Raw genomic sequence first — 19574 nt, 5'->3', positions numbered from 1 at the left:
CCTCCAGAAGCTCCATAAAGTGCTTGAAATTGGCGTTCTTGTACTTATCGGATTGTTTCAATGAGATAATCTTGCTTTTAAGCTCGTCAGTGAGTGCATGCTGCGGCTTACGACCTGTATTTTTATGGATAAGGAACGCCGGCCCTCGTTCCATCACTCCTTTTTTAAGGCGCTTAATCTGGCGTTCACTTAGACCTAAGCTCATAGCTGCTTCACTGATTGATAGTTTCCCATCAATTAAGGAAGAAATTACCTTGTACCTATTTAATTGTTCTTGTGTCATTAGATAACGCACCTCGTTTTTCATAGTGACATTTATCAAAATATTCTACAAGTTGACATTATCACAAGATAATCACAATAATATATTATGATTTAAAGCCCCTTGTTTACTTCTCAGTAAACAAAGGGCTTCTCTCTTACTTATTCAAATACTCCACCAGCAATTTGTTCACCAGCTGGGGATTGGCCTTGCCTCTGGTTTCCTTCATCACCTGACCGACCAGGAAGCCGATAGCTCTTTCTTTCCCGGCCTTGTAGTCCGCTACCGACTGGGGATTGGCCTCAACTACTTTAGCCACAATGGCCGCCAGGGCCCCCTCGTCACTGATTTGCACCAGCCCTTTCTCCTTGATGATTTCCTCCGGTTCCCGGCCAGTAGCAAACATTTCTTCAAACACCGTCTTGGCAATCTTGACACTGATAGTACCGTTCTCCTGCAGCTTCAAAAGCTGGGCCAGCTGCTGTGGCTTAATCCTGGACTGCTGGATTTCCATCCCCTCCGCATTGAGCAGGCGGGAGAATTCCCCCATCAGCCAGTTGCTGATGGCCTTGGCATCGTGATGGTACTGCAGACAGGCCTCAAAATAGTCGGCCATCGCTTTGGAAGCGGTGATCACGCCGGCATCATAAGCGGGCAGGCCCAGTTCCTGAATATAACGCTGCTGCCGGGCGTCCGGCAGTTCCGGCAAGGAACGGCGTATTTCCTCCACCCAGGCCCGGTCGATTACAAGCGGAACCAGGTCCGGCTCCGGGAAGTAGCGGTAATCATGGGCTTCTTCCTTGGAGCGCATGCTCAGGGTTACCCCCCGGTTTTCATCCCAGGTCCGGGTTTCCTGAACGATTCTGCCCCCTTCATCCAGGATGGCAGCCTGGCGTTCCACTTCATACTCCAGGGCCCGTTGCAGGGCCTTAAAGGAGTTCATATTCTTCAGCTCCGTTTTGGTGCCAAATTCCTTGCTGCCAATAGGCCGTAAGGAAACGTTGGCATCACAGCGCAAAGAGCCCTCTTCCATCTTGCAATCGGAAATCTCGGTATACTGGATAATCGCCTTCAGTTTTTCCAGATACAGGCGCGCCTCTTCCGGTGAGCGCAAATCCGGTTCGGAGACGATCTCAATCAGCGGCACTCCCGTCCGGTTATAATCCACCAGAGAATAATCAGCCCCGCTGATATTGGCAGCACCCTGGTGCACCAGCTTGCCGGCATCCTCTTCCATGTGGATACGGGTGATACCGATTCGTTTGGTTTCACCATTTACTTCGATTTCCAGATAGCCGTTTTTGGCTATGGGCAAATCGTACTGGGAAATCTGATAGGCCTTGGGCAAGTCAGGATAAAAATAGTTTTTGCGGTCGAACTTGCTGAATTCAGCGATTTCGCAGTTCAAGGCCAAACCAGCCTTAATGGCATATTCCACTACTCGCCGGTTCAGGACAGGCAAAACCCCTGGCAAACCCAGGCAAACAGGGCAGACATGCGTATTCTGGCTCCCGCCGAATTCGGTAGGGCAGCTGCAAAAGATCTTGGATTTAGTTTTCAGTTCAACGTGAACCTCCAGACCGATGACGATCTCGTAATCCTTTAATGGCATCTTCCACACCTCCGCAATTACAGTTGGGGATACAATGGGGCCGGCAACAAGGCCTGTTCCACTGCATAGCTGACCCGGAACAGGGTGGCTTCGTCAAAGGCCTTGCCCATAAATTGTACCCCCACTGGCAAGCCATCTGTCAGCCCTACCGGGATGCTGATAGCCGGAATCCCTGCCAGGTTGGAGGACATGGTAAAGATATCGGACAGATACATGGAGATGGGATCGGCAGCCTTTTCCCCGAATTTGAAAGCTACCGTCGGAGTGGTAGGTGAAAGCAATACATCAAACCGGGCAAACGCCTGGTCAAAATCCTGTTTAATTAAGGTCCGTACCTTTAAAGCTTTGAGATAATAGGCATCATAGTAGCCGGAACTCAATGCATAAGTCCCCAGCATGATGCGACGCTTGACTTCCGGGCCAAATCCCTGACTGCGGGTCTTTTTGTACATCTCCACGATGTCTTCCCCTTCAACCCTGAGGCCGTATTGCACGCCATCATAACGGGCCAGGTTGGAGCTGGCTTCCGCCGGGGCAATCAGGTAATAGGTTGCCAGAGCATACCTGGTATGGGGCAAAGAACATTCCCCTACCTCTGCCCCCAGATCTTCAAGAGCCTTGATGGTCTTCTCCACTGCGGCCCGAATTTCCGGCTGAATACCTTCTACCTGGTAATATTCCCTCGGTACCCCTACTTTCAGCCCTTTGACCCCGCCTTCTAAAGCCTGCAGATAGTCAGGCACAGGCAAGCCTGCCGAAGTGGAGTCTTTGGGGTCGTGGCCGGCAATGGTCTGGGTAATCAGGGCACAATCCCGTACCGTACGGGCAAAAGGACCGATCTGATCCAGACTGGAAGCAAAAGCGATCAGGCCATAGCGGGAAACCAGGCCATAAGTAGGCTTTAATCCTACCAGCCCGCAAAAAGCCGCCGGCTGGCGAATAGAGCCCCCGGTATCGGAACCCAGGGAAAACAGCGCCTCCCCGGCTGCCACTGCTGCAGCCGAACCCCCGGAAGACCCTCCGGGCACCCGCTCCAGGTCATAGGGGTTATGGGTAGGGAAAAAGCCTGAATTCTCCGTGGATGAACCCATAGCGAACTCATCCAGGTTGGTTTTGCCCACCAGAACCGCCCCGGCTGCCTGCAGCTTGTCCCAGACTGTGGCATTGTAGGGGGGAATGAAATTATGTAATATTTTAGACGAGCAGGTAGTGCGAATCCCTCTGGTACACATATTGTCCTTGAGAGCAAAGGGAATCCCGGCCAGCGGTCCCAGTTCTTCCCCCTGTTGCCGTCTGCGGTCAATTTCCTCCGCCTGGGCCAGAGCCTGTTCTCTGGTAACAGTGACAAAGGCCTGGACCTGATTGTCCACCTGCTCAATCCTGTCCAGTATGGCCCGGGTCAGCTCCACACTGCTGATTTCTTTCCTGGCCAGCATTTGACTGGCCTGTTCCACCGTCAATGTATGTAAACTCAATGCCTGTCCCTCCTTAGACTATTTTCGGCACTTTAAAGAAGCCATCTTCTGCTTCCGGCGCAGCAGCCACAGCCTCCTCATTGCTTAAACCGGGCTTGACCTCATCATCCCGGAAGACATTTTGCATGGGAATAGCGTGGGCAGTGGGAGGAATCTCACTGGTATCCAGTTGCTTCAACTGGTCAGCATATTCTAAAATAGCATTGAGCTGCTGGGTAAACATCTCTTTTTCTTCTTCAGTCAGCTCCAAACGGGCCAGCATGGCGACGTGTTCGACATCCTGTTTGGTGATCATGGTTTCACCTTCCTTATTGGCATTTTCTCGGCAATTCATAAATTTCATTATAGCAAAATTCGGGAAAATGGGCAAATCAACAGGGATTGGAGGCCAGCAATGAAAGTTGAAATTTTTCCAGCAGAAATCAAAGGCAACCAGGGCTATGACCTGCGCATCCTGGACCCTTCTGCCACGATAGCAGACTATTTACAGGCGATTAATGAATTCATCGAAAATGGTCCGTCCCGGCGGACCAGAGCCCCTGTGCGGCAATGTAAAGGCTGTGACCTCTGTTGTTATGAGCGAATCCCGCTAACCTATATTGACGTTCTTGTATTATACCGCCATCTCCATGGCCAGTACCCTGCTCCTGCCCAGCTGCTCTCTTTTCTCAACAGCCATGCTTACATTTATGTCCAGGGCAGGGCGGTGGATATCAGTCTGGCTAGAGACGAACAGGGCGCCTGTATCTTTCTGGATCAAACTACCGGCACCTGCCGGGTTTATCAGGCCCGGCCGCTGGTTTGTCAAACCTATCTCTGTTCCCCGGCGGGCAAAAACTTTACCAGGCTGCGCAATACTATCGTCAATCTGGGAGAAGATGAACTGGTCCGACAGTGGCTGCTGGCTACACAAGCCTGCGGAGCCGAACTTTACTTTCACGAAGGCTGGCAGCCCCGGGTCAGGCTGTCTGACTGGGATCCGGGGCCTTTTGCTGAGAAAAAGGATTATGGCGAAGTGATTTTAAGTCAGTTTCTAGAAAGGAGATAACCATGAAGAAAACAGCTATTATTACCGGTGGCGCCCATGGTATTGGTAAAGCTATTGCCCTTAAACTACTTCAGCAACAAATTCAGGTCGCTATCTGGGATATCGCTGAACAGGCCGGAAAGGAAACAGAAGCGGAACTGCAGCATCATGGCAAAATTAAATTCTTCCTGGTCGATATCGCCTCAGAACCCCAGGTAAGGGAAGCAATACAGGCTACCGTCGCTTATTTTGGGGGCATAGATTATCTGGTCAATAATGCAGCCATATCATGTAACAAGCCATTGGCTGAATTGACTTTAGCTGAATGGGAACGGGTCATAACCGTTAACCTGACAGGAACTTTCCTGTGCACTAAATATGCTGCCCCCCACCTCAGAGAACGGCAGGGGGCAATTGTCAACCTCTGCTCTACCCGGGCCTTCATGTCCGAACCCAATACAGAAGCCTATTCTGCCTCCAAAGGGGGCATCTATGCCTTAACCCACGCCCTGGCCATGAGCCTGGGCCCGGAAGTGAGGGTTAACTGCATCAGCCCTGGCTGGATTGAAGTAAATAATCCAGAAGCTCTAACCAGCAGTGACCATCAGCAACATCCAGTCGGCCGGGTGGGCAAAGCTGAAGATGTAGCTGCCCTGGCCTGGTTTTTGCTTTCCGACGAAAGCGGGTTTATTACCGGGCAAAACTTCATTATCGATGGTGGTATGACCAGAAAAATGATTTATCTTTAAAGTAAAAACTCCTGCCCTCCCAACCAGGGCAGGAGCTTTTTTACCGGGGTTTCCGTCCTTCCACTACCGCTACCACGCCGCCGGTCAAATCATGGTAGCGACAATCCACCAGACCGGCAGCAGCAAAGCGCCGGGCCAGCTCAGCCTGATGGGGGAAAACCCTGGCCGAGTCATGCAGATAGCTGTAGGCACTGGCCCTTCCGGCCCAGAATTTTCCCATCAGCGGGACCAGTTTCTCGAAATAAAACCAGTAGAGTTCCTTAAAAACCGGAGCACTGGGTTTAGCCATATCCAGGCTGACCACCATGCCCCCGGGCTTTACCACCCGGGTCATTTCCCGCAAGACCTGGTCCAGGTCAGGTACATTCCTCAGGCCCCAGCCCACAGTTACACAATCAAAGCTATTGTCGGCAAAGGGCAGGGCCATGGCATTGCCCTGAATCAAGGTGATATTCTCCTGCAGGGGAAAATGGCGCAGGTTTTCCCGGGCTACAGCCAGCATATTTTCCGAAAAATCCAGACCAACCACCCTGCCTGTAGGACCACCGGCTTCTGCCAGGGCCATGGCCAGCATGCCGGTACCACAGCAAATATCCAGAGCCTGTTTTCCAGGTCCCATACCGGAACGGGCTACGGCAAAGCGGCGCCAGCGCCGGTCCAGCCCAAAGGTCATCAGGGTATTCATCAAATCATAGCGGCGGGCAATAGCATTGAACATTTCCCGTACATAGCTTTCTTTCTGTTCCTTACTGGGTAAAGACATCGTTTTCTTTTCCTCCTATAAACCCAGCCAGCAAAGCAGCTGGGATTTCAGCTCCGTCTTGCCAGCCTGCCAGTTATGGCGCACCTCTTTTTCCTTAAGGCCAGCCAAACCGGGATGGAGGGGCAGGCCGCTAATGCGGCTGAGCATATTCAGCTGTTCAAATTCATCCAGCCCCTCTCTGTCCCCGGCGCTGACCAGAGCGGACAGCACACTGCTGACAAATTTAAAGGGACTGGCAGTAGCGGCAATTACCGCAGGCCGCTTATCACCACTGGCCTGAAGAAAATCCTGGTAAACTTTGTAGGCAACGGCCGTATGGGTATCCAGGGTATAGTGATAACGGTCAAACACTTCACCAATAGTCTTCAGTGTATCTTCCTGGTCACACCAGCCGGCCCAGAGTACTTCCGCTATGGCCTGGCGGGTCTGCTCATCCACCGTATAATGCCCCGTTTCTGCCAGCTGATTAAACCAGAGGGTGATTTTCTCCCCATCCCCTCCAGTTAAGTCATAGAGAAAACGTTCCAGGTTACTGGAAATAAGGATATCCATCGAAGGGCTGTTGGTCAGTTTGAACTGGCGGCGCCGGTCATAGGTACCGTTTCGGAAAAAATCAGTCAGTACATTATTTTCATTGGAGGCGCAGATCAGCTTGCCCAGCGGCAGCCCCATCCTTCTGGCATACCAGGCCGCCAGGATATTGCCGAAGTTTCCGGTGGGTACCACCACATTGACCTCGTCGCCCAGCACAATTCGGCCCCGTCGCACCAGCTGCAAGTAGGCACTGAAATAATAGATAATCTGCGGTACCAGGCGCCCCCAGTTGATGGAATTGGCTGATGAAAGCTCAAAGCCCCTGTCAGCCAGATAGTTCCGCAAATCTGCGTCAGCAAAAATGGCCTTGACCCCATTCTGGCAATCATCAAAATTGCCAGTTACAGCAACTACGCGGGTATTCTGTCCACCGGTGGTGAGCATCTGCCGTTCCTGGACCTGACTTACTCCCCCCTGAGGATAGAAGACCATAATGCGAATACCGGGAACATCCTTGAACCCTTCCAGAGCGGCTTTGCCGGTATCTCCGGAAGTGGCCACCAGAATTACCAGTTCCCTGGACGCTCCCAGTTTGTGTCTGGCTGTCACCAGCAAATGGGGCAGCAGCTGCAGGGCCATATCCTTGAAGGCTGCCGTGGGCCCATGCCAGAGTTCCAGGATGTGGATGTCTTCCGCCAGTGAAACCACCGGGGCCATTTCCGGATGAGCGAAACTGCTGGCATTATAGGCCCGTTGTAAACAAGTGCGAATTTCTTCCCGACTATAATCGGTCAGATAGCGCTCCAGGATGGCTGCTCCCAGCTCCTGGTACGAACTTTCCACCAGTTCCGTCAACTCTTCCCTGCTGAATTGCGGAAAACTTTCCGGCACAAACAAGCCTCCAGCAGGCACCATGCCCAGATTGATGGCTTCTGCAGCGCTGACCGGCCGGAAATTATTCCTGGTGCTGATATACTGCATAAACCTTCCCCTTTCCCTACTTTACCTTAACGGCATAATCTTATACTATTCGCCCTCATCATCAGTTTTCCTGCCTGATGAGGAAAAAAGCAGGGCGAACCCTGCTCTCTTACCAGCCTAACTTGCGGTGCAAAACATGAACCGCTTCTTTCAATTGACTTTCCGGTACCAGGAAGGAAATAGTGATATCCGAGTCCGAAGTTTGCAGGATATCTATTCCGGCACTATAGAGGGTTTCCATGATTTCCGCCATTACCCCTGGAACCCCTTGCATCCCGGCACCGATAACCGATACCTTGGCACAGTTTTCCACCAGTTCACAGGCGAATCCTGCTTCATGCAGGTATTGACAGGCTTTAAAACCATCGGCCTGAGACACCGTAAAGTATACCCCATCGGGCAGAACAGAGATTACATCCACACTGATGCCCTTTTCCGCCAGCACCCGGAACAGCTTGACTCGCACCAGCTGCCAGTTTTGCTGACCATCCCGGCTGGAAAGAACCCGGACCTGGCTGAGCCCGGTCAGGTGGGCAATCCCGGTAATGACCCGTTCAGCAGCAGACTGGGAAATGAGGGTACCTTTGGCATCAGAAAAGGTATTTTTAATGCGAATGGGTACCTGGCGGCTCATGGCCACTTCAACGGCCCGGGGATGAATGACTTTAGCACCCTGATAGGCCATTTCGCACACTTCCCGGTAAGAGATTTCCTCCAGAATCTTGGCTTCCGGCTCCACCCGGGGATCAACGGTCATTACCCCATCCACGTCGGTATAGATTTCCACCACTTCAGCCTGTAAGGCTGCCCCCAGTGCGGTAGCGGTAGTGTCACTGCCGCCCCGGCCCAGGGTCGTGATACTGCCATCAGGAGCAATCCCCTGAAAACCGGCTACCACCACGATTTTATCTTCCATCACCTGTCGCAAAATGGGCATGGGGTCAACCTCTAAAATCTGGGCATTGCCAAAATTGGCATCAGTCTTGATCCCGGCCTGGCCGCCAGTTAAAGCAATGGCCGGGTGGCCCATGCTATTGAGGGTATGAGCCATAACTACTGTAGAGATAATCTCTCCGCAGGAAATGAGCAAATCCAGCTCCCGGGGATTAACCTCTGGATTAATTTCTTTCACCAGGCTAATCAAGGTGTCAGTAGCATAGGGAGCCCCCTTGCGCCCCATAGCTGAAACCACTACCACCGGCTGATAGCCTTCTGCTTTGGCGGCCAGAATGCGCTCAATAGCCCGGGCCCTGCCTTCCCCATCTGCTACCGATGTACCGCCGAATTTCTGCACAATGATTTTCACCATACTCCCTCCCCGCAAGCTCTATTGTCTACTGGCCGCCAGCCATTTTTCCACTTGCTGCAATGCGATCCGGACAGCTGCCGGCGCCGGTCCTCCCGGTACCTGCCGGGCCTGGACACAGTAATCAATACTGATAGCCTCATAAAGGTCTTCTGCAAACACCGGTGACATTTGCCGGTATTCTTCCAGTGTTACTTCCTCCAGGGCCTTGCCCTGCTCTACACAATAAAGCACTGCTTTACCCACAATTTCATGGGCTTCCCGGAAAGGCACCCCTTTTTTGGCCAGATAATCTGCCAGATCGGTGGCATTGGTGAAGCCACCCTGAGCAGCCTTGCGCATATTATCTTCCCGTACCTTCATTGTTGCCAGCATGGGAGTAAAGACCAGCAAACAACCCTTAACCGTATCGATGGCATCAAAGAGAGCTTCCTTATCCTCTTGCATATCCTTGTTATAGGCCAGAGGCAACCCCTTCATCACTGTCAGCAAGGCCATCAAGTCACCATAAACCCGACCGGTCTTGCCCCGCACCAGTTCTGCTACATCAGGATTTTTCTTTTGCGGCATAATGGAACTGCCGGTACTGAAAGCATCATCCAGTTCAATAAAGGCAAACTCACTGCTGGACCAGAGGATGATTTCCTCACTGAAACGGCTGAGATGCATCATCAGCAGGGAAGCAGCAGCACAGAATTCAATGGCAAAATCCCGGTCACTGACGGCATCCAGAGAGTTCATGGTAATGGCCGGAAAATCCAGTAACTCAGCTACCCTTTCCCGGTTCAGGGGAAAAGTGGTGCCGGCCAGCGCCCCCGATCCCAGGGGACAGACATTTACCCGCTTCAGGACATCCTGCAGCCTTTCCACATCCCGCTGGAACATGGCAATATAGGCCAGCAAGTGATGGGCCAGGGTAATAGGCTGAGCCCGTTGTAAATGGGTATAGCCGGGCATCACCGTCTCCGTATGTTGCTGGGCCAGTTCCAGCAAGGTTTCAATCAATTCCAGCAACAGGTGTTTGACTTGTCCGATCTCCTCCCGCAGATACAGGCGAATATCCAGGGCCACCTGGTCATTGCGGCTGCGGGCGGTGTGGAGCTTTTTCCCCACTGCTCCGATTTTTTCAGTCAGCAGCTTTTCTATATTCATATGGATATCTTCCGCAGCTACGTCAAATTGGACTTTCCCGGCCTCAATCTCCGCCAGCAGCTCTTTCAGGCCAGCTATAATCTGGTCCGCCTCAGCCGGAGTGATAATCCCCTGTTCGCCCAGCATGGTGGCATGAGCAATACTGCCCAGGATATCCTGGCGATAGAGGCGCTGATCAAAATGAATGGAAGAGTGAAAATCCTCCACCAGTTTATCTGTGGTTTTGGCAAAGCGGCCACCCCAGAGTTTACCCACCTCTGTCTCCTCCTTCGTTAATTAGCTGGATAGTACGAAGCCAGGCCTGGCCCGATGGCCAGAGCCTGGCGGCTGCTTGCGCTATTTGCGATTTTTTTCCTCCATCATCGCCCGTACCAGCAGGGGTAGGCCGAAGAGATTGATAAAGCCTTCCGCATCCTTCTGGTTGTAGATTTCGTCCCGACCAAAGGTGGACAGCTCCTGGTGATAGAGGGAATAGGGCGACTTGGCTCCTGCCGGTGTGCAACTGCCTTTGTACAGCTTTAACCGTACGGTACCGGTCACCGTCTTCTGAGTCACATTGACAAAAGCATCAATGGCTTCCCGCAGGGGATGATACCAGACCCCATCGTATACCAGTTCAGCATAGCGCTGGGCTACCAGGTCCTTATAATGCAAAGTGGCCCGGTCCAGGCAGAGCAGTTCTAATTCCCGGTGGGCAGCATAGAGGACAGTGCCGGCCGGAGTCTCATAAACTCCCCGGGATTTCATCCCCACCAGGCGATTTTCCACCATGTCTACCACACCCACACCATTGGCACCGGCGATTTCATTCAGTTTCTCAATCAGGCTGACCCCATCCAGAGCTTCACCGTTCAGCTTCACCGGAATGCCCTGTTCAAATTCCAGCTCCACATAGGTCGGCTGGTCCGGAGCTTCTTCCGGCGGGGTAATCAGCATCAATACATCCTTTTGCGGTTCATTCCAGGGATCCTCCAGATCAGCCCCTTCATGGCTCAAATGCCAGAGGTTACGGTCCATGGAATAGGGCCGGGCCTTGGTCACCGGTACGGGAATACCCCGGGCCTGGGCATAATCAATGGCATCTTCCCGGGAGCGGATATCCCACAGGCGCCAGGGAGCAATGATCTTCAAATCAGGGGCCAGGGCTTTTACGGCCAGTTCAAACCGTACCTGGTCATTGCCTTTGCCGGTAGCTCCGTGAGCCACCGCTTCCGCCCCTTCCTGACGGGCAATTTCCACCAGCCGTTTGGCAATCAAGGGGCGGGCAAAGGAAGTGCCCAGCAAATACTTGCCTTCATAAATGGCCCCTGCTTTCAGGGTAGGCCAGATAAAGTCCTCGACAAATTCCTGTTTCAGGTCTTCAATATAAATCTTGCTGGCTCCGGATTTGATGGCTTTTTCCCGCAGGGGAGCCAGTTCTTCCCCTTGTCCCAAATCGGCGACCATAGCAATTACTTCATATCCGTAATTTTCTTTTAGCCAGGGAATGATAATGGAGGTATCCAATCCCCCCGAATATGCCAGCACTACTTTTTTCATGCCAATCGTCTCCTTTTATAAAAACTCAGGAAATATTATACCCTTTTCTGTATTTTAATTCAACCCGGTAATTTGCCAGCGCCCGTTAATTATCTTATAAGTCAACCTGGCAGCAAATTTACGCCCGTTTTTTAAAGTTATAGTATCCTCTATATTTGCCTCTACAAATTGGTTCTTTCCTGAATGTTGTACCTCATTAAACTTATATCCAATTCCCACCGGTTCCCCAGCTGGAATTTTACCTTTTCGGACTGCCTCTATTACCGCCGGTGCGGCAAAACGCTCTAGAGCAGACCAGTTTCGCCGGCAAGCAGCTAAATAAAACCCATTTCTAATCTCCGTTAATGCTACCCAGCCATTTAGCTCCTGGTTAAGCAACTGCTGTCCGGCCGCTGACAGGCGGTAAACCTGATTACCGCTTTTGACCAGGCCGCGGCGGTCATAATAAAAGCCGGTAAGCCGCGTCTTATCCCCTTTTTCTTCCACATAACCGATGCGTACAGCAAACTCGGGCCGGAAATCTGCATCCTCAGCGGGTTCAAGTTGTAGTAGTTCTCTGGCCAGAATCCTGACGGTTTCAGTCCCAGATGGCCACAGGGAAAGCAGGTTAGCCTGGCCAAAGCCGATGGTGTAGATATTGGTATAATCCAGGGTATTGGCCTGTTCCAGTGCCTTTTTATCCAGGCCTGATCGGGCATATTGCTCCACCTGTTTCAGCAGGGCAGATCCGCTATAATAATTGGGGTCCCTTGTCGGAAAGAATAAACTATAGGCTGAAATCAGCATAACTACCAGTAAAGCTGCGTTAACTATCCTGTTCCACCAGATCAGTTTAGGACTTCTATTTTTCACCATCCTCCCCCCTTGTCCCCATTATATCATTTGGGCAGGGTGAGAGGAAGCCTGTTCTACAACAACAGGGCCAGCAGAGCCTTTTGGGCATGCAGCCGGTTTTCCGCCTCATCAAACACCACTGAATTGGGACCATCGATTACACCGGCGGTTACTTCCTCCCCGCGGTGGGCCGGCAGACAGTGCAGAAAGAGATAATCTGCCCTGGCTTTGGCTACCAGTTCCTCATTGACCTGATAGGGTTGGAAGATCCGGGCCCGCTCCTCGGCTTCTGCTTCCTGCCCCATGGAAGCCCAGACATCAGTATAGACCACATCGGCATCCGTTACCGCTTCCACCGGATCAGTAGTAACCAGAATTTCCCCACCGCTTTCAGCGGCAAAGGCCTGAGCTTTAGCCACAATCTCCGCCTGAGGCAGATAGCCTTCCGGGCTGGCCACCGCTACCTTCATCCCCATCTTGGCTCCACCAATCAGCAGGGAATGGGCCATATTGTTGCCATCCCCCACATAGGCCAGCTTCAGTCCAGCCAGCTTGCCTTTGTATTCCTGGATGGTCATCAGGTCAGCCAGCACCTGGCAGGGATGCAGCAGATCGGTCAAGCCGTTGATTACCGGCACATCGGCAAACTGAGCCAGCTCCTCCACCTCGGCCTGGGCAAAGGTACGGATCATAATGCCATCCACCATGCGGGACAGCACCCGCGCAGTATCAGCAATCGGTTCCCCCCGTCCCAGCTGAATATCATTGCTGCTCAAAAAGAGGGGATAGCCTCCTAACTGATACATGCCCACTTCAAAGGACACCCTGGTCCGGGTCGAAGATTTGCGGAAAATCATGGCCAGGGTTTTGCCCTGTAAAATGGGGTGGGATACCCCCATTTTCTGTTCTTTTTTCAGGTGCAGAGCCAGAGCAATCATTTCCTTCAGCTCTTCTCTGGTATAGTCAGACATGCAGAGAAAATCCCGCCCCTGCATGGCTTTTTGAATTTCATTTAATGCTAATGCCATTGTTTATGCCTCCTTAACCTGTATATACCGCCAGTTCCAGGGGTTCAGCCGTGCCGCCGGCAGCCAGGTACTCCAGCACCTGCAATACCGCATTGGCCGTATCCAGAGAAGTTAAGCACGGAATTCTATATTCCGCTGCCGTGCGGCGCAGCTGGAAGCCCCGCCGCCCCGGATTTTTCCCCTGGGTAGGTGTATTGATTACCAGCTGAATGCGACCAGTTCTGATCGCTGTCAGGTCTTCTTCAAGTTCCGTTACCTGTAATCCCCGTTCCGCGAAATAGCGCCAGGTATCTCCTGCAGCTGCCAGCTGGAAGCCATAAGCGGCAAAGCGAGCAGCCAGCCGGGCCGCTTCCTCCTTGTCCCAATCCGCTACCGACCAGAACACCGTTCCGCCCGCAGGCAACTTGATATTGGCGGCCTGCATGGCTTTCAGCAAGGCAGCAGGATACTCCGCCGCTGTGCCCATTACCTCACCGGTGGACTTCATTTCCGGGCCCAGGGAGATTTCCACCCCGCCCAGTTTCTCGAAGGAAAAAACAGGGGCTTTGACAGTAATCCAGGGAGAGGGGGGCTTGAGGCCATGATAATACCCCTGTTTGGTCAGGCTCTCTCCCAGCATGGCTTTGGTAGCTACCGCCACCATGGGCACTGCCGTCACTTTACTCAACACCGGCACCGTCCGGGACGCCCGTGGGTTGACTTCCAGCACATAAACCTGACCGTTGCTGATCACATACTGAATATTGATAAGACCACATACCTGCAAGGCCCGACCGATCCGCAAGGTATAATCCACCAGCAGTTCTTCCTCTTCCCGGCTTAAACCCTGAGCCGGATAAACCGCCATGGAGTCCCCGGAATGCACCCCCGCCCTCTCCACATGGGCCATAATGCCAGGAATAAATATATCCTTACCATCACCGATGGCATCTACCTCGACTTCCCGCCCCAGCAGATAGCGGTCAATCAGCACCGGATGTTCGGGGGTGATTTCCACTGCTGTGGTTAAATAGTGGACCAGCTCCTCTTCTTTTTGGACAATCTCCATATTGCGGCCGCCCAGAACATAGGAAGGACGCACTACCAGGGGATAACCCAGCTGCCGGGCCCATTCCACCCCTTCTGTAACCGAGAAGACCGCCTTGCCTTCCGTCTGGGGAATTCCCAGTTTAGCTAACAGGGCAGCGAATTTTTCCCGGTCTTCTGCCAGGTCAATGGACTGCACGGACGTACCCAGGATTTTCACTCCGGCCGCCTCCAGTTTGGCTGCCAGATTAATGGCAGTTTGGCCGCCGAATTGTACAATCACTCCCAGAGGCTGTTCTTTTTCAATTACATGCAGAACATCTTCCACTGTCAGAGGTTCAAAATATAATTTATCCGCCGTATCAAAATCCGTACTCACTGTTTCGGGGTTATTATTGATAATAATGGTTTCATAACCCAGTTCCTGCAAACCCCAGACAGAATGGACTGAACAATAATCAAACTCAATCCCCTGACCGATGCGGATCGGCCCCGAGCCCAGCACCACCACTTTCGGTCTGGTACTGACTTCTACTTCATCCTCCTGCTCATAAGAAGAATAATAGTAGGGAGTAGCTGCTTCAAACTCAGCAGCACAGGTATCCACCAGCTTATAAACCGGGCGAATGCCCCACTCTGCCCGCCGATCCCGCACTTCACGTTCTTCTACTCCCCACCAGCGAGCCAGGGCCCGATCACTGAAACCTTTGCTTTTGACCAACTGTAAAAATTCCGAAGTTACCTGACCCCAGGGCGTTTTTTTGATTTGCCTTTCCAGTTCCACCAGACCGCGAATCTTTTCCAGGAACCAGGGATCGATTTTCGTAAGCTGATAAACCTCTTTCACGGTAAAATGGCGGCGAAAAGCCTCTGCCACCACAAACAGCCTTTCATCATCGGCTTCTTGCAGCCGGTGTTCGATGGCCATATCGGAAAGAGCACCCAGTTTGGGCAATTGCAAACTGTCCAAACCGATTTCCAGACTGCGGATTGCCTTTTGTAAAGCGGCCTCAAAGCTGCGTTCAATGGCCATCACTTCCCCGGTAGCCTTCATCTGAGTTCCCAGTCGCCGGTCAGCCGTGGGAAATTTATCGAACGGCCAGCGGGGAATCTTGACTACACAGTAGTCCAGGGCCGGTTCAAAGCAGGCACTGGTTTTACCAGTAACCGGGTTAGTCAACTCAGCCAGGGTCAGGCCAATGGCAATTTTGGCCGCCATCTTGGCAATGGGATAACCAGTCGCTTTTGACGCCAGGGCCGAGCTGCGGCTCACCCGGGGATTAACCTCGATTACTATATATTCAAAACTGTGAGGATTTAAGGCGAATTGGACATTACATCCACCCTCAATTTTTAAGGCCCTGATTATCTTCAGTGCGGCAGTGCGTAGCATCTGATACTCGCGGTCACTTAAAGTCTGGGAAGGCGCGATAACAATGGAATCCCCGGTATGAATTCCCACCGGGTCGATGTTTTCCATATTACAAATGGTAATGCAGTTATCGGCACTATCCCGCATTACCTCATACTCGATTTCCTTCCAGCCGGCCACGCTTTTTTCCAGCAGAATCTGCCCGATAGCACTGTACTTCAAGCCCTTATCAGCGATTTGCGCCAGTTCCCTGGCATTATGGGCAATTCCGCCCCCGGATCCTCCCAGGGTATAAGCGGGACGAACGATCACCGGATAGCCAATCTCCTCGGCAAAGGCCAGGGCAGCATCTACTGTTTCTACGATGGTACTGGGAGGAATAGGTTCACCGATCTCCAGCATTAAGGCCCGGAATAATTCCCTATCCTCAGCCCGCTTGATCGCCTCCAGGGGAGTTCCCAGCAGGGCGACACCATATTGCTGCAAAATCCCTTTCTCCGCCAGTTCAACAGCTATATTCAGGCCAGTCTGTCCACCCAGGGTAGGTAACAGTCCATCAGGCCGTTCTTTTTCTATGATTTGAGCCACCGTCTGCCACTGTAATGGCTCGATATAAATTTTATCCGCCATATTGGCATCGGTCATAATGGTCGCCGGGTTGGAATTGACCAGCACTACCTCCAGCCCTTCTTCTTTCAAAGCCTTGCAAGCCTGGGTACCGGCATAATCGAATTCCGCCGCCTGGCCGATGATAATGGGCCCGGAACCGATTACCAGCACTTTTTTAATATCCTGTCTTTTGGGCATGCTCCTCCCCCTTTGTTTCCTGGTTTAAAGTAACTGCAAAAACTGCTGGAACAGATATTCATTATCTTCCGGTCCCGGTGCAGCTTCCGGATGGTATTGCACCGAGAAAACCGGCAATTCCTTATGCCTTAACCCTTCCACTGTACCATCATTGAGGTTGAGATGGGTGATTTCCACCGGCAGCTGCTGCAGTGAATCGGCTGCCAGGGCAAACCCGTGATTCTGGGAGGTGATATATACTCGCCCGCTGTGTAAATCCTGCACGGGATGGTTGGCGCCCCGGTGTCCGAATTTTAGCTTATAAGTGCTGCCGCCTAAAGCCAGGCCGATGATCTGATGGCCGAGACAAATCCCGAAAATGGGCAGTTCGCCCAGGAGTTGGCGCACTGTATTGATGGCCAGGGGCACATCCGTTGGATCCCCCGGTCCGTTGGACAGCATCAACCCGGCCGGCCGGTAAGCCATAATTTCATCGGCCGTGGCATGCGCCGGGACCACTACCAGTTCCAGCCCCAGTTTATTCAGGCTGCGCAGAATATTGGCTTTGGCGCCAAAATCCATGACCACTACCCTGGGGCCGGGCCCGGGGATGGTATAAGGCTCGGGTGTAGTCACCGTCTGCACCAGCTGGGGCCCAAACACCGGCGGCGCCTGCTTGATTTTGGCCACCATCTCTGCCACTGTCCCCGGCAAAGTGGTGATCAGCCCCTGCATCACCCCATGCTGCCGCAATTTTTTGGTCAGCGCCCTGGTATCTATGCCTGCCAGACCAATAATACGATGGCGATACAGATAGGCATCCAGCGTCTCCTTAGCCCGCCAGTTGCTGGGGTAGGTGCAGGTTTCCCGCACGATAAACCCCCGGACATAACTGCGGGAGGCCTCGAAGTCATCCTGATTGATGCCATAGTTACCGATCAATGGATAGGTCATGGTCACTATCTGCCCGCAATAGGACGGGTCAGTCAATATCTCCTGATAACCCGTCATGCCTGTATTGAAAACCACCTCGCCGATAGCCTCCCCTACGGCACCAAAGGCGGTGCCTTCGTAGACTGTACCATCGGCCAGGACTAAATATCCTTTCACTGCTAATCCCCCTCACCAGCTAATTCGTTTATAATTATACAATATTTCTGCATAATAATGCAATGGTTAATAGGGGATTTTTGTCTGATTTCATCCCTCAAATACCCCGCTTCAAAGTAAAACAAGACACGTGATGGTTTCACGTGTCTTGTTATGAGGCATCTCTCTATACAGTCAGGTCCTCATTGAGCACATCAGTTATAAACATGTGCCCGGGAGCATGGGTAATCATGAAAGGTGGTTTCGACTGCATAGCCACAGCTTGTGGGGTAACACCACAAGCCCAGAATACCGGTACTTCCCCTGGTTTAATGGTGACAGGGTCTCCAAAATCCGGTTTATCTAAATCTTTTATTCCGATCAGAACAGGGTCTCCGATATGAACAGGTGCACCATGAACAGCTGGATAACGACTTGTTATTTGTACTGCCTTTACTACCTGTTGATAAGGTATAGGACGCATACTTACTACCATGGGGCCACTGAACCTTCCTGCAGGTTTGCAGGGTATATTGGTAATATACATGGGTACATTCCTGCCTTCTTCAATATGACGGACCGGAATCCCCCCTTGAAGCAATCCACTCTCAAAGGTAAAACTGCAACCTAAAAGAAAAGCAACAAGATCTTCTCGCCAATAATTTAAAATATCACTAGTCTCATCAACTAGTTGGCCATACTTATAAATACGGTATTTGGGTATATCCGTGCGCAAATCAGCACCCGGGGCTGTTAAAACAGGCTCAAAAGAGCCCACCTCTGTAACATCCAGGACCGGACAGGGTTTAGGATTTCTTTGACAAAAGAGCAAAAATTCAAAGGCTAAATCTTTCGGTAAAACAGCAAGGTTAGCTTGAGCGTACCCTGCACACATCCCCGCTGTCGGTCTGTTTATTTCCCCTTTGCGGATGGCTCCCCTGACCTCCTCAGGTTTAGCATGAAATAATTCCAGCATTTTTCTCCTCCTCTCATAATCTTTCTATTTCGACTATATATTCCGTACCATTTACCCATATACGCATAGTTCTCTTTAACCCTTTCTTACTTGTGAAGGGCTCTTTTTGAGCAAAAATAAATTTATCCTTGACGTTGCGAATTTTTTCTTCATAGGCCCGGTAAATCTCATGGGCTTCCTCAATAGAAACAGCCTGAAACCTGATTGCATCTCCCGGCTTAGCCTGGGCTATTTTGTTTAAATCTGCGGTAATAACGGTGGCGATTTTCGTGTAACCCCCGGTAGTTTGTCGGTCAGCCATCATAATAATAGGCAAACCATGCCCGGGGACCTGGATAGAACCCATGACAATACCATCAGAGATAATATCCGGACTTGTCTTATGCTGGATTTTGGGACCATCCAGGCGATACCCCATACGGTCAGCTTCGTTAGTTACCTGGTATTGCCCTTCCAAAAAGGTTCTAATTCCGTCCTCGGTAAAGGCATCATCCTGGGGACCCAGCACAACCCGTACCAGGATGGGATTGGTAAATTCATACCGGTACTCCCTGGGTACCGTTCGATTGATCAATCTCCTTAAATCTACCCGAGGAACCCTTATGCCAATTTCATCTCCCTTACGTAAACTCCTCCCTGCAAAACCGCCTATCTGTCCACGTACATATGTAGACTTACTGCCCATCACTACCGGAACTTCAAACCCTCCGGCTACCGCTAAATAGACACGACATCCTGCCTTCACACCCGTAAATTCCAGTTTGTCGCCTTTTTGGACTTGTAAAGCCTGCCAGAGAGGAAGATCCTGGCCATTTAACCTGGCTCCCAGATCAGCCCCTGTCAGGGCAATTACGCCTTCAGCCTGGAATTCCAGGGTGGGTCCCAGGAGAGTAATTTCCAAACATGCCTCACCTTCCGGATTACCTACCAAAAGATTGGCTATACGCAAAGCGTATTCATCCATGGCTCCGGCCACAGGAATACCCCACTGTTGATAACCGAACCGTCCACGGTCCTGTATCGTTGTCAGGAGGCCTGGTTTTATAACCCTGATAAAACTCAT

The 19574-nt window shown here is 51.8% G+C and carries 17 protein-coding genes; 2 read left to right on the top strand and 15 right to left on the bottom strand.

The genetic code is table 11. The annotated features are described in order from the left end of the window. The 4 genes from B5D20_RS09260 to gatC form a co-directional block, all read right to left on the bottom strand. Positions 1-283, bottom strand: a 283-nt coding sequence (locus tag B5D20_RS09260) for a helix-turn-helix domain-containing protein (protein WP_078665956.1), incomplete at its 3' end; no start/stop codon positions are given. Positions 284-419: 136 nt separating this feature from the next. Further along, positions 420-1874, bottom strand: coding sequence for an Asp-tRNA(Asn)/Glu-tRNA(Gln) amidotransferase subunit GatB (gene gatB / locus B5D20_RS09255; RefSeq protein WP_078665955.1), 1455 nt, complete (start codon positions 1872-1874; stop codon positions 420-422). A 17-nt stretch (positions 1875-1891) separates the two neighbouring features. Beyond that, positions 1892-3349 (bottom strand): Asp-tRNA(Asn)/Glu-tRNA(Gln) amidotransferase subunit GatA, encoded by a 1458-nt coding sequence (gene gatA, locus B5D20_RS09250; RefSeq protein WP_078665954.1) that lies wholly within the window; start codon positions 3347-3349, stop codon positions 1892-1894. A gap of 13 nt (positions 3350-3362) precedes the next feature. After that, positions 3363-3644, bottom strand: coding sequence for an Asp-tRNA(Asn)/Glu-tRNA(Gln) amidotransferase subunit GatC (gatC, locus tag B5D20_RS09245; protein ID WP_078665953.1), 282 nt, complete (start codon positions 3642-3644; stop codon positions 3363-3365). Between the two features lie 99 nt (positions 3645-3743). Between gatC and B5D20_RS09240 the strand changes: the two genes are divergently transcribed. Both B5D20_RS09240 and B5D20_RS09235 read left to right on the top strand, forming a co-directional pair. Then, entirely contained in the window at positions 3744-4397 is a 654-nt protein-coding gene (locus tag B5D20_RS09240) for a YkgJ family cysteine cluster protein (RefSeq protein WP_078665952.1), read from the top strand. Between the two features lie 2 nt (positions 4398-4399). Continuing rightward, the gene (locus B5D20_RS09235) at positions 4400-5125 is read left to right on the top strand and encodes an SDR family oxidoreductase (protein ID WP_078665951.1); all 726 of its coding nucleotides are present in this window, start codon (positions 4400-4402) and stop codon (positions 5123-5125) included. A 40-nt stretch (positions 5126-5165) separates the two neighbouring features. On the opposite strand, the gene B5D20_RS09230 is transcribed toward B5D20_RS09235, so the two are convergent. From B5D20_RS09230 to B5D20_RS09180, 11 genes are all read right to left on the bottom strand, one after another. Beyond that, positions 5166-5888, bottom strand: coding sequence for a demethylmenaquinone methyltransferase (locus B5D20_RS09230; RefSeq protein WP_078665950.1), 723 nt, complete (start codon positions 5886-5888; stop codon positions 5166-5168). A gap of 15 nt (positions 5889-5903) precedes the next feature. Continuing rightward, positions 5904-7403 (bottom strand): threonine synthase, encoded by a 1500-nt coding sequence (gene thrC, locus B5D20_RS09225; RefSeq protein WP_078665949.1) that lies wholly within the window; start codon positions 7401-7403, stop codon positions 5904-5906. Between the two features lie 109 nt (positions 7404-7512). After that, the gene (dapG, locus tag B5D20_RS09220; protein WP_078665948.1) at positions 7513-8709 is read right to left on the bottom strand and encodes an aspartate kinase; all 1197 of its coding nucleotides are present in this window, start codon (positions 8707-8709) and stop codon (positions 7513-7515) included. Positions 8710-8730: 21 nt separating this feature from the next. Continuing rightward, on the bottom strand, positions 8731-10116 hold the full coding sequence (gene argH, locus B5D20_RS09215; RefSeq protein ID WP_078665947.1) for an argininosuccinate lyase: 1386 nt from the start codon (positions 10114-10116) through the stop codon (positions 8731-8733). 81 nt (positions 10117-10197) lie between these two features. Continuing rightward, complete coding sequence (locus B5D20_RS09210; protein ID WP_078665946.1) at positions 10198-11400, bottom strand: argininosuccinate synthase; 1203 nt, start codon at positions 11398-11400, stop codon at positions 10198-10200. A gap of 54 nt (positions 11401-11454) precedes the next feature. Next, positions 11455-12252, bottom strand: a complete 798-nt coding sequence (locus tag B5D20_RS09205) for a hypothetical protein (protein WP_078665945.1) — start codon at positions 12250-12252, stop codon at positions 11455-11457. A gap of 56 nt (positions 12253-12308) precedes the next feature. Beyond that, entirely contained in the window at positions 12309-13262 is a 954-nt protein-coding gene (gene argF / locus B5D20_RS09200; protein WP_078665944.1) for an ornithine carbamoyltransferase, read from the bottom strand. A 13-nt stretch (positions 13263-13275) separates the two neighbouring features. Then, positions 13276-16467: a carbamoyl-phosphate synthase large subunit gene (gene carB, locus B5D20_RS09195; protein ID WP_078665943.1), complete on the bottom strand. Its 3192-nt coding sequence runs from the start codon at positions 16465-16467 to the stop codon at positions 13276-13278. 24 nt (positions 16468-16491) lie between these two features. Then, positions 16492-17556 (bottom strand): glutamine-hydrolyzing carbamoyl-phosphate synthase small subunit, encoded by a 1065-nt coding sequence (carA, locus tag B5D20_RS09190; protein WP_078665942.1) that lies wholly within the window; start codon positions 17554-17556, stop codon positions 16492-16494. 166 nt (positions 17557-17722) lie between these two features. Continuing rightward, the gene (locus tag B5D20_RS09185) at positions 17723-18508 is read right to left on the bottom strand and encodes a putative hydro-lyase (RefSeq protein ID WP_375804199.1); all 786 of its coding nucleotides are present in this window, start codon (positions 18506-18508) and stop codon (positions 17723-17725) included. Between the two features lie 16 nt (positions 18509-18524). Continuing rightward, the gene (locus B5D20_RS09180; RefSeq protein WP_078665940.1) at positions 18525-19574 is read right to left on the bottom strand and encodes a 5-oxoprolinase subunit C family protein; all 1050 of its coding nucleotides are present in this window, start codon (positions 19572-19574) and stop codon (positions 18525-18527) included.

The sequence above is a fragment of the Carboxydocella sporoproducens DSM 16521 genome (assembly GCF_900167165.1).
Classification (GTDB): Bacteria; Bacillota.
Note: the sequence above shows the minus strand (reverse complement) of the source record. Positions and strands in the feature narration are given on the sequence as shown.

Excerpts from the sequence above, each read along its gene's own strand:
- gatB (WP_078665955.1), bottom strand. The coding sequence starts at position 1,874 with ATGCCATTAAAGGATTACGAGATCGTCATCGGTCTGGAGGTTCACGTT.
- gatC (WP_078665953.1), bottom strand. The coding sequence starts at position 3,644 with ATGATCACCAAACAGGATGTCGAACACGTCGCCATGCTGGCCCGTTTG.
- B5D20_RS09240 (WP_078665952.1), top strand. The coding sequence starts at position 3,744 with ATGAAAGTTGAAATTTTTCCAGCAGAAATCAAAGGCAACCAGGGCTAT.
- B5D20_RS09235 (WP_078665951.1), top strand. The coding sequence starts at position 4,400 with ATGAAGAAAACAGCTATTATTACCGGTGGCGCCCATGGTATTGGTAAA.
- B5D20_RS09230 (WP_078665950.1), bottom strand. The coding sequence starts at position 5,888 with ATGTCTTTACCCAGTAAGGAACAGAAAGAAAGCTATGTACGGGAAATG.
- thrC (WP_078665949.1), bottom strand. The coding sequence starts at position 7,403 with ATGCAGTATATCAGCACCAGGAATAATTTCCGGCCGGTCAGCGCTGCA.
- B5D20_RS09210 (WP_078665946.1), bottom strand. The coding sequence starts at position 11,400 with ATGAAAAAAGTAGTGCTGGCATATTCGGGGGGATTGGATACCTCCATT.
- argF (WP_078665944.1), bottom strand. The coding sequence starts at position 13,262 with ATGGCATTAGCATTAAATGAAATTCAAAAAGCCATGCAGGGGCGGGAT.
- carB (WP_078665943.1), bottom strand. The coding sequence starts at position 16,467 with ATGCCCAAAAGACAGGATATTAAAAAAGTGCTGGTAATCGGTTCCGGG.
- B5D20_RS09180 (WP_078665940.1), bottom strand. The coding sequence starts at position 19,574 with ATGAGTTTTATCAGGGTTATAAAACCAGGCCTCCTGACAACGATACAG.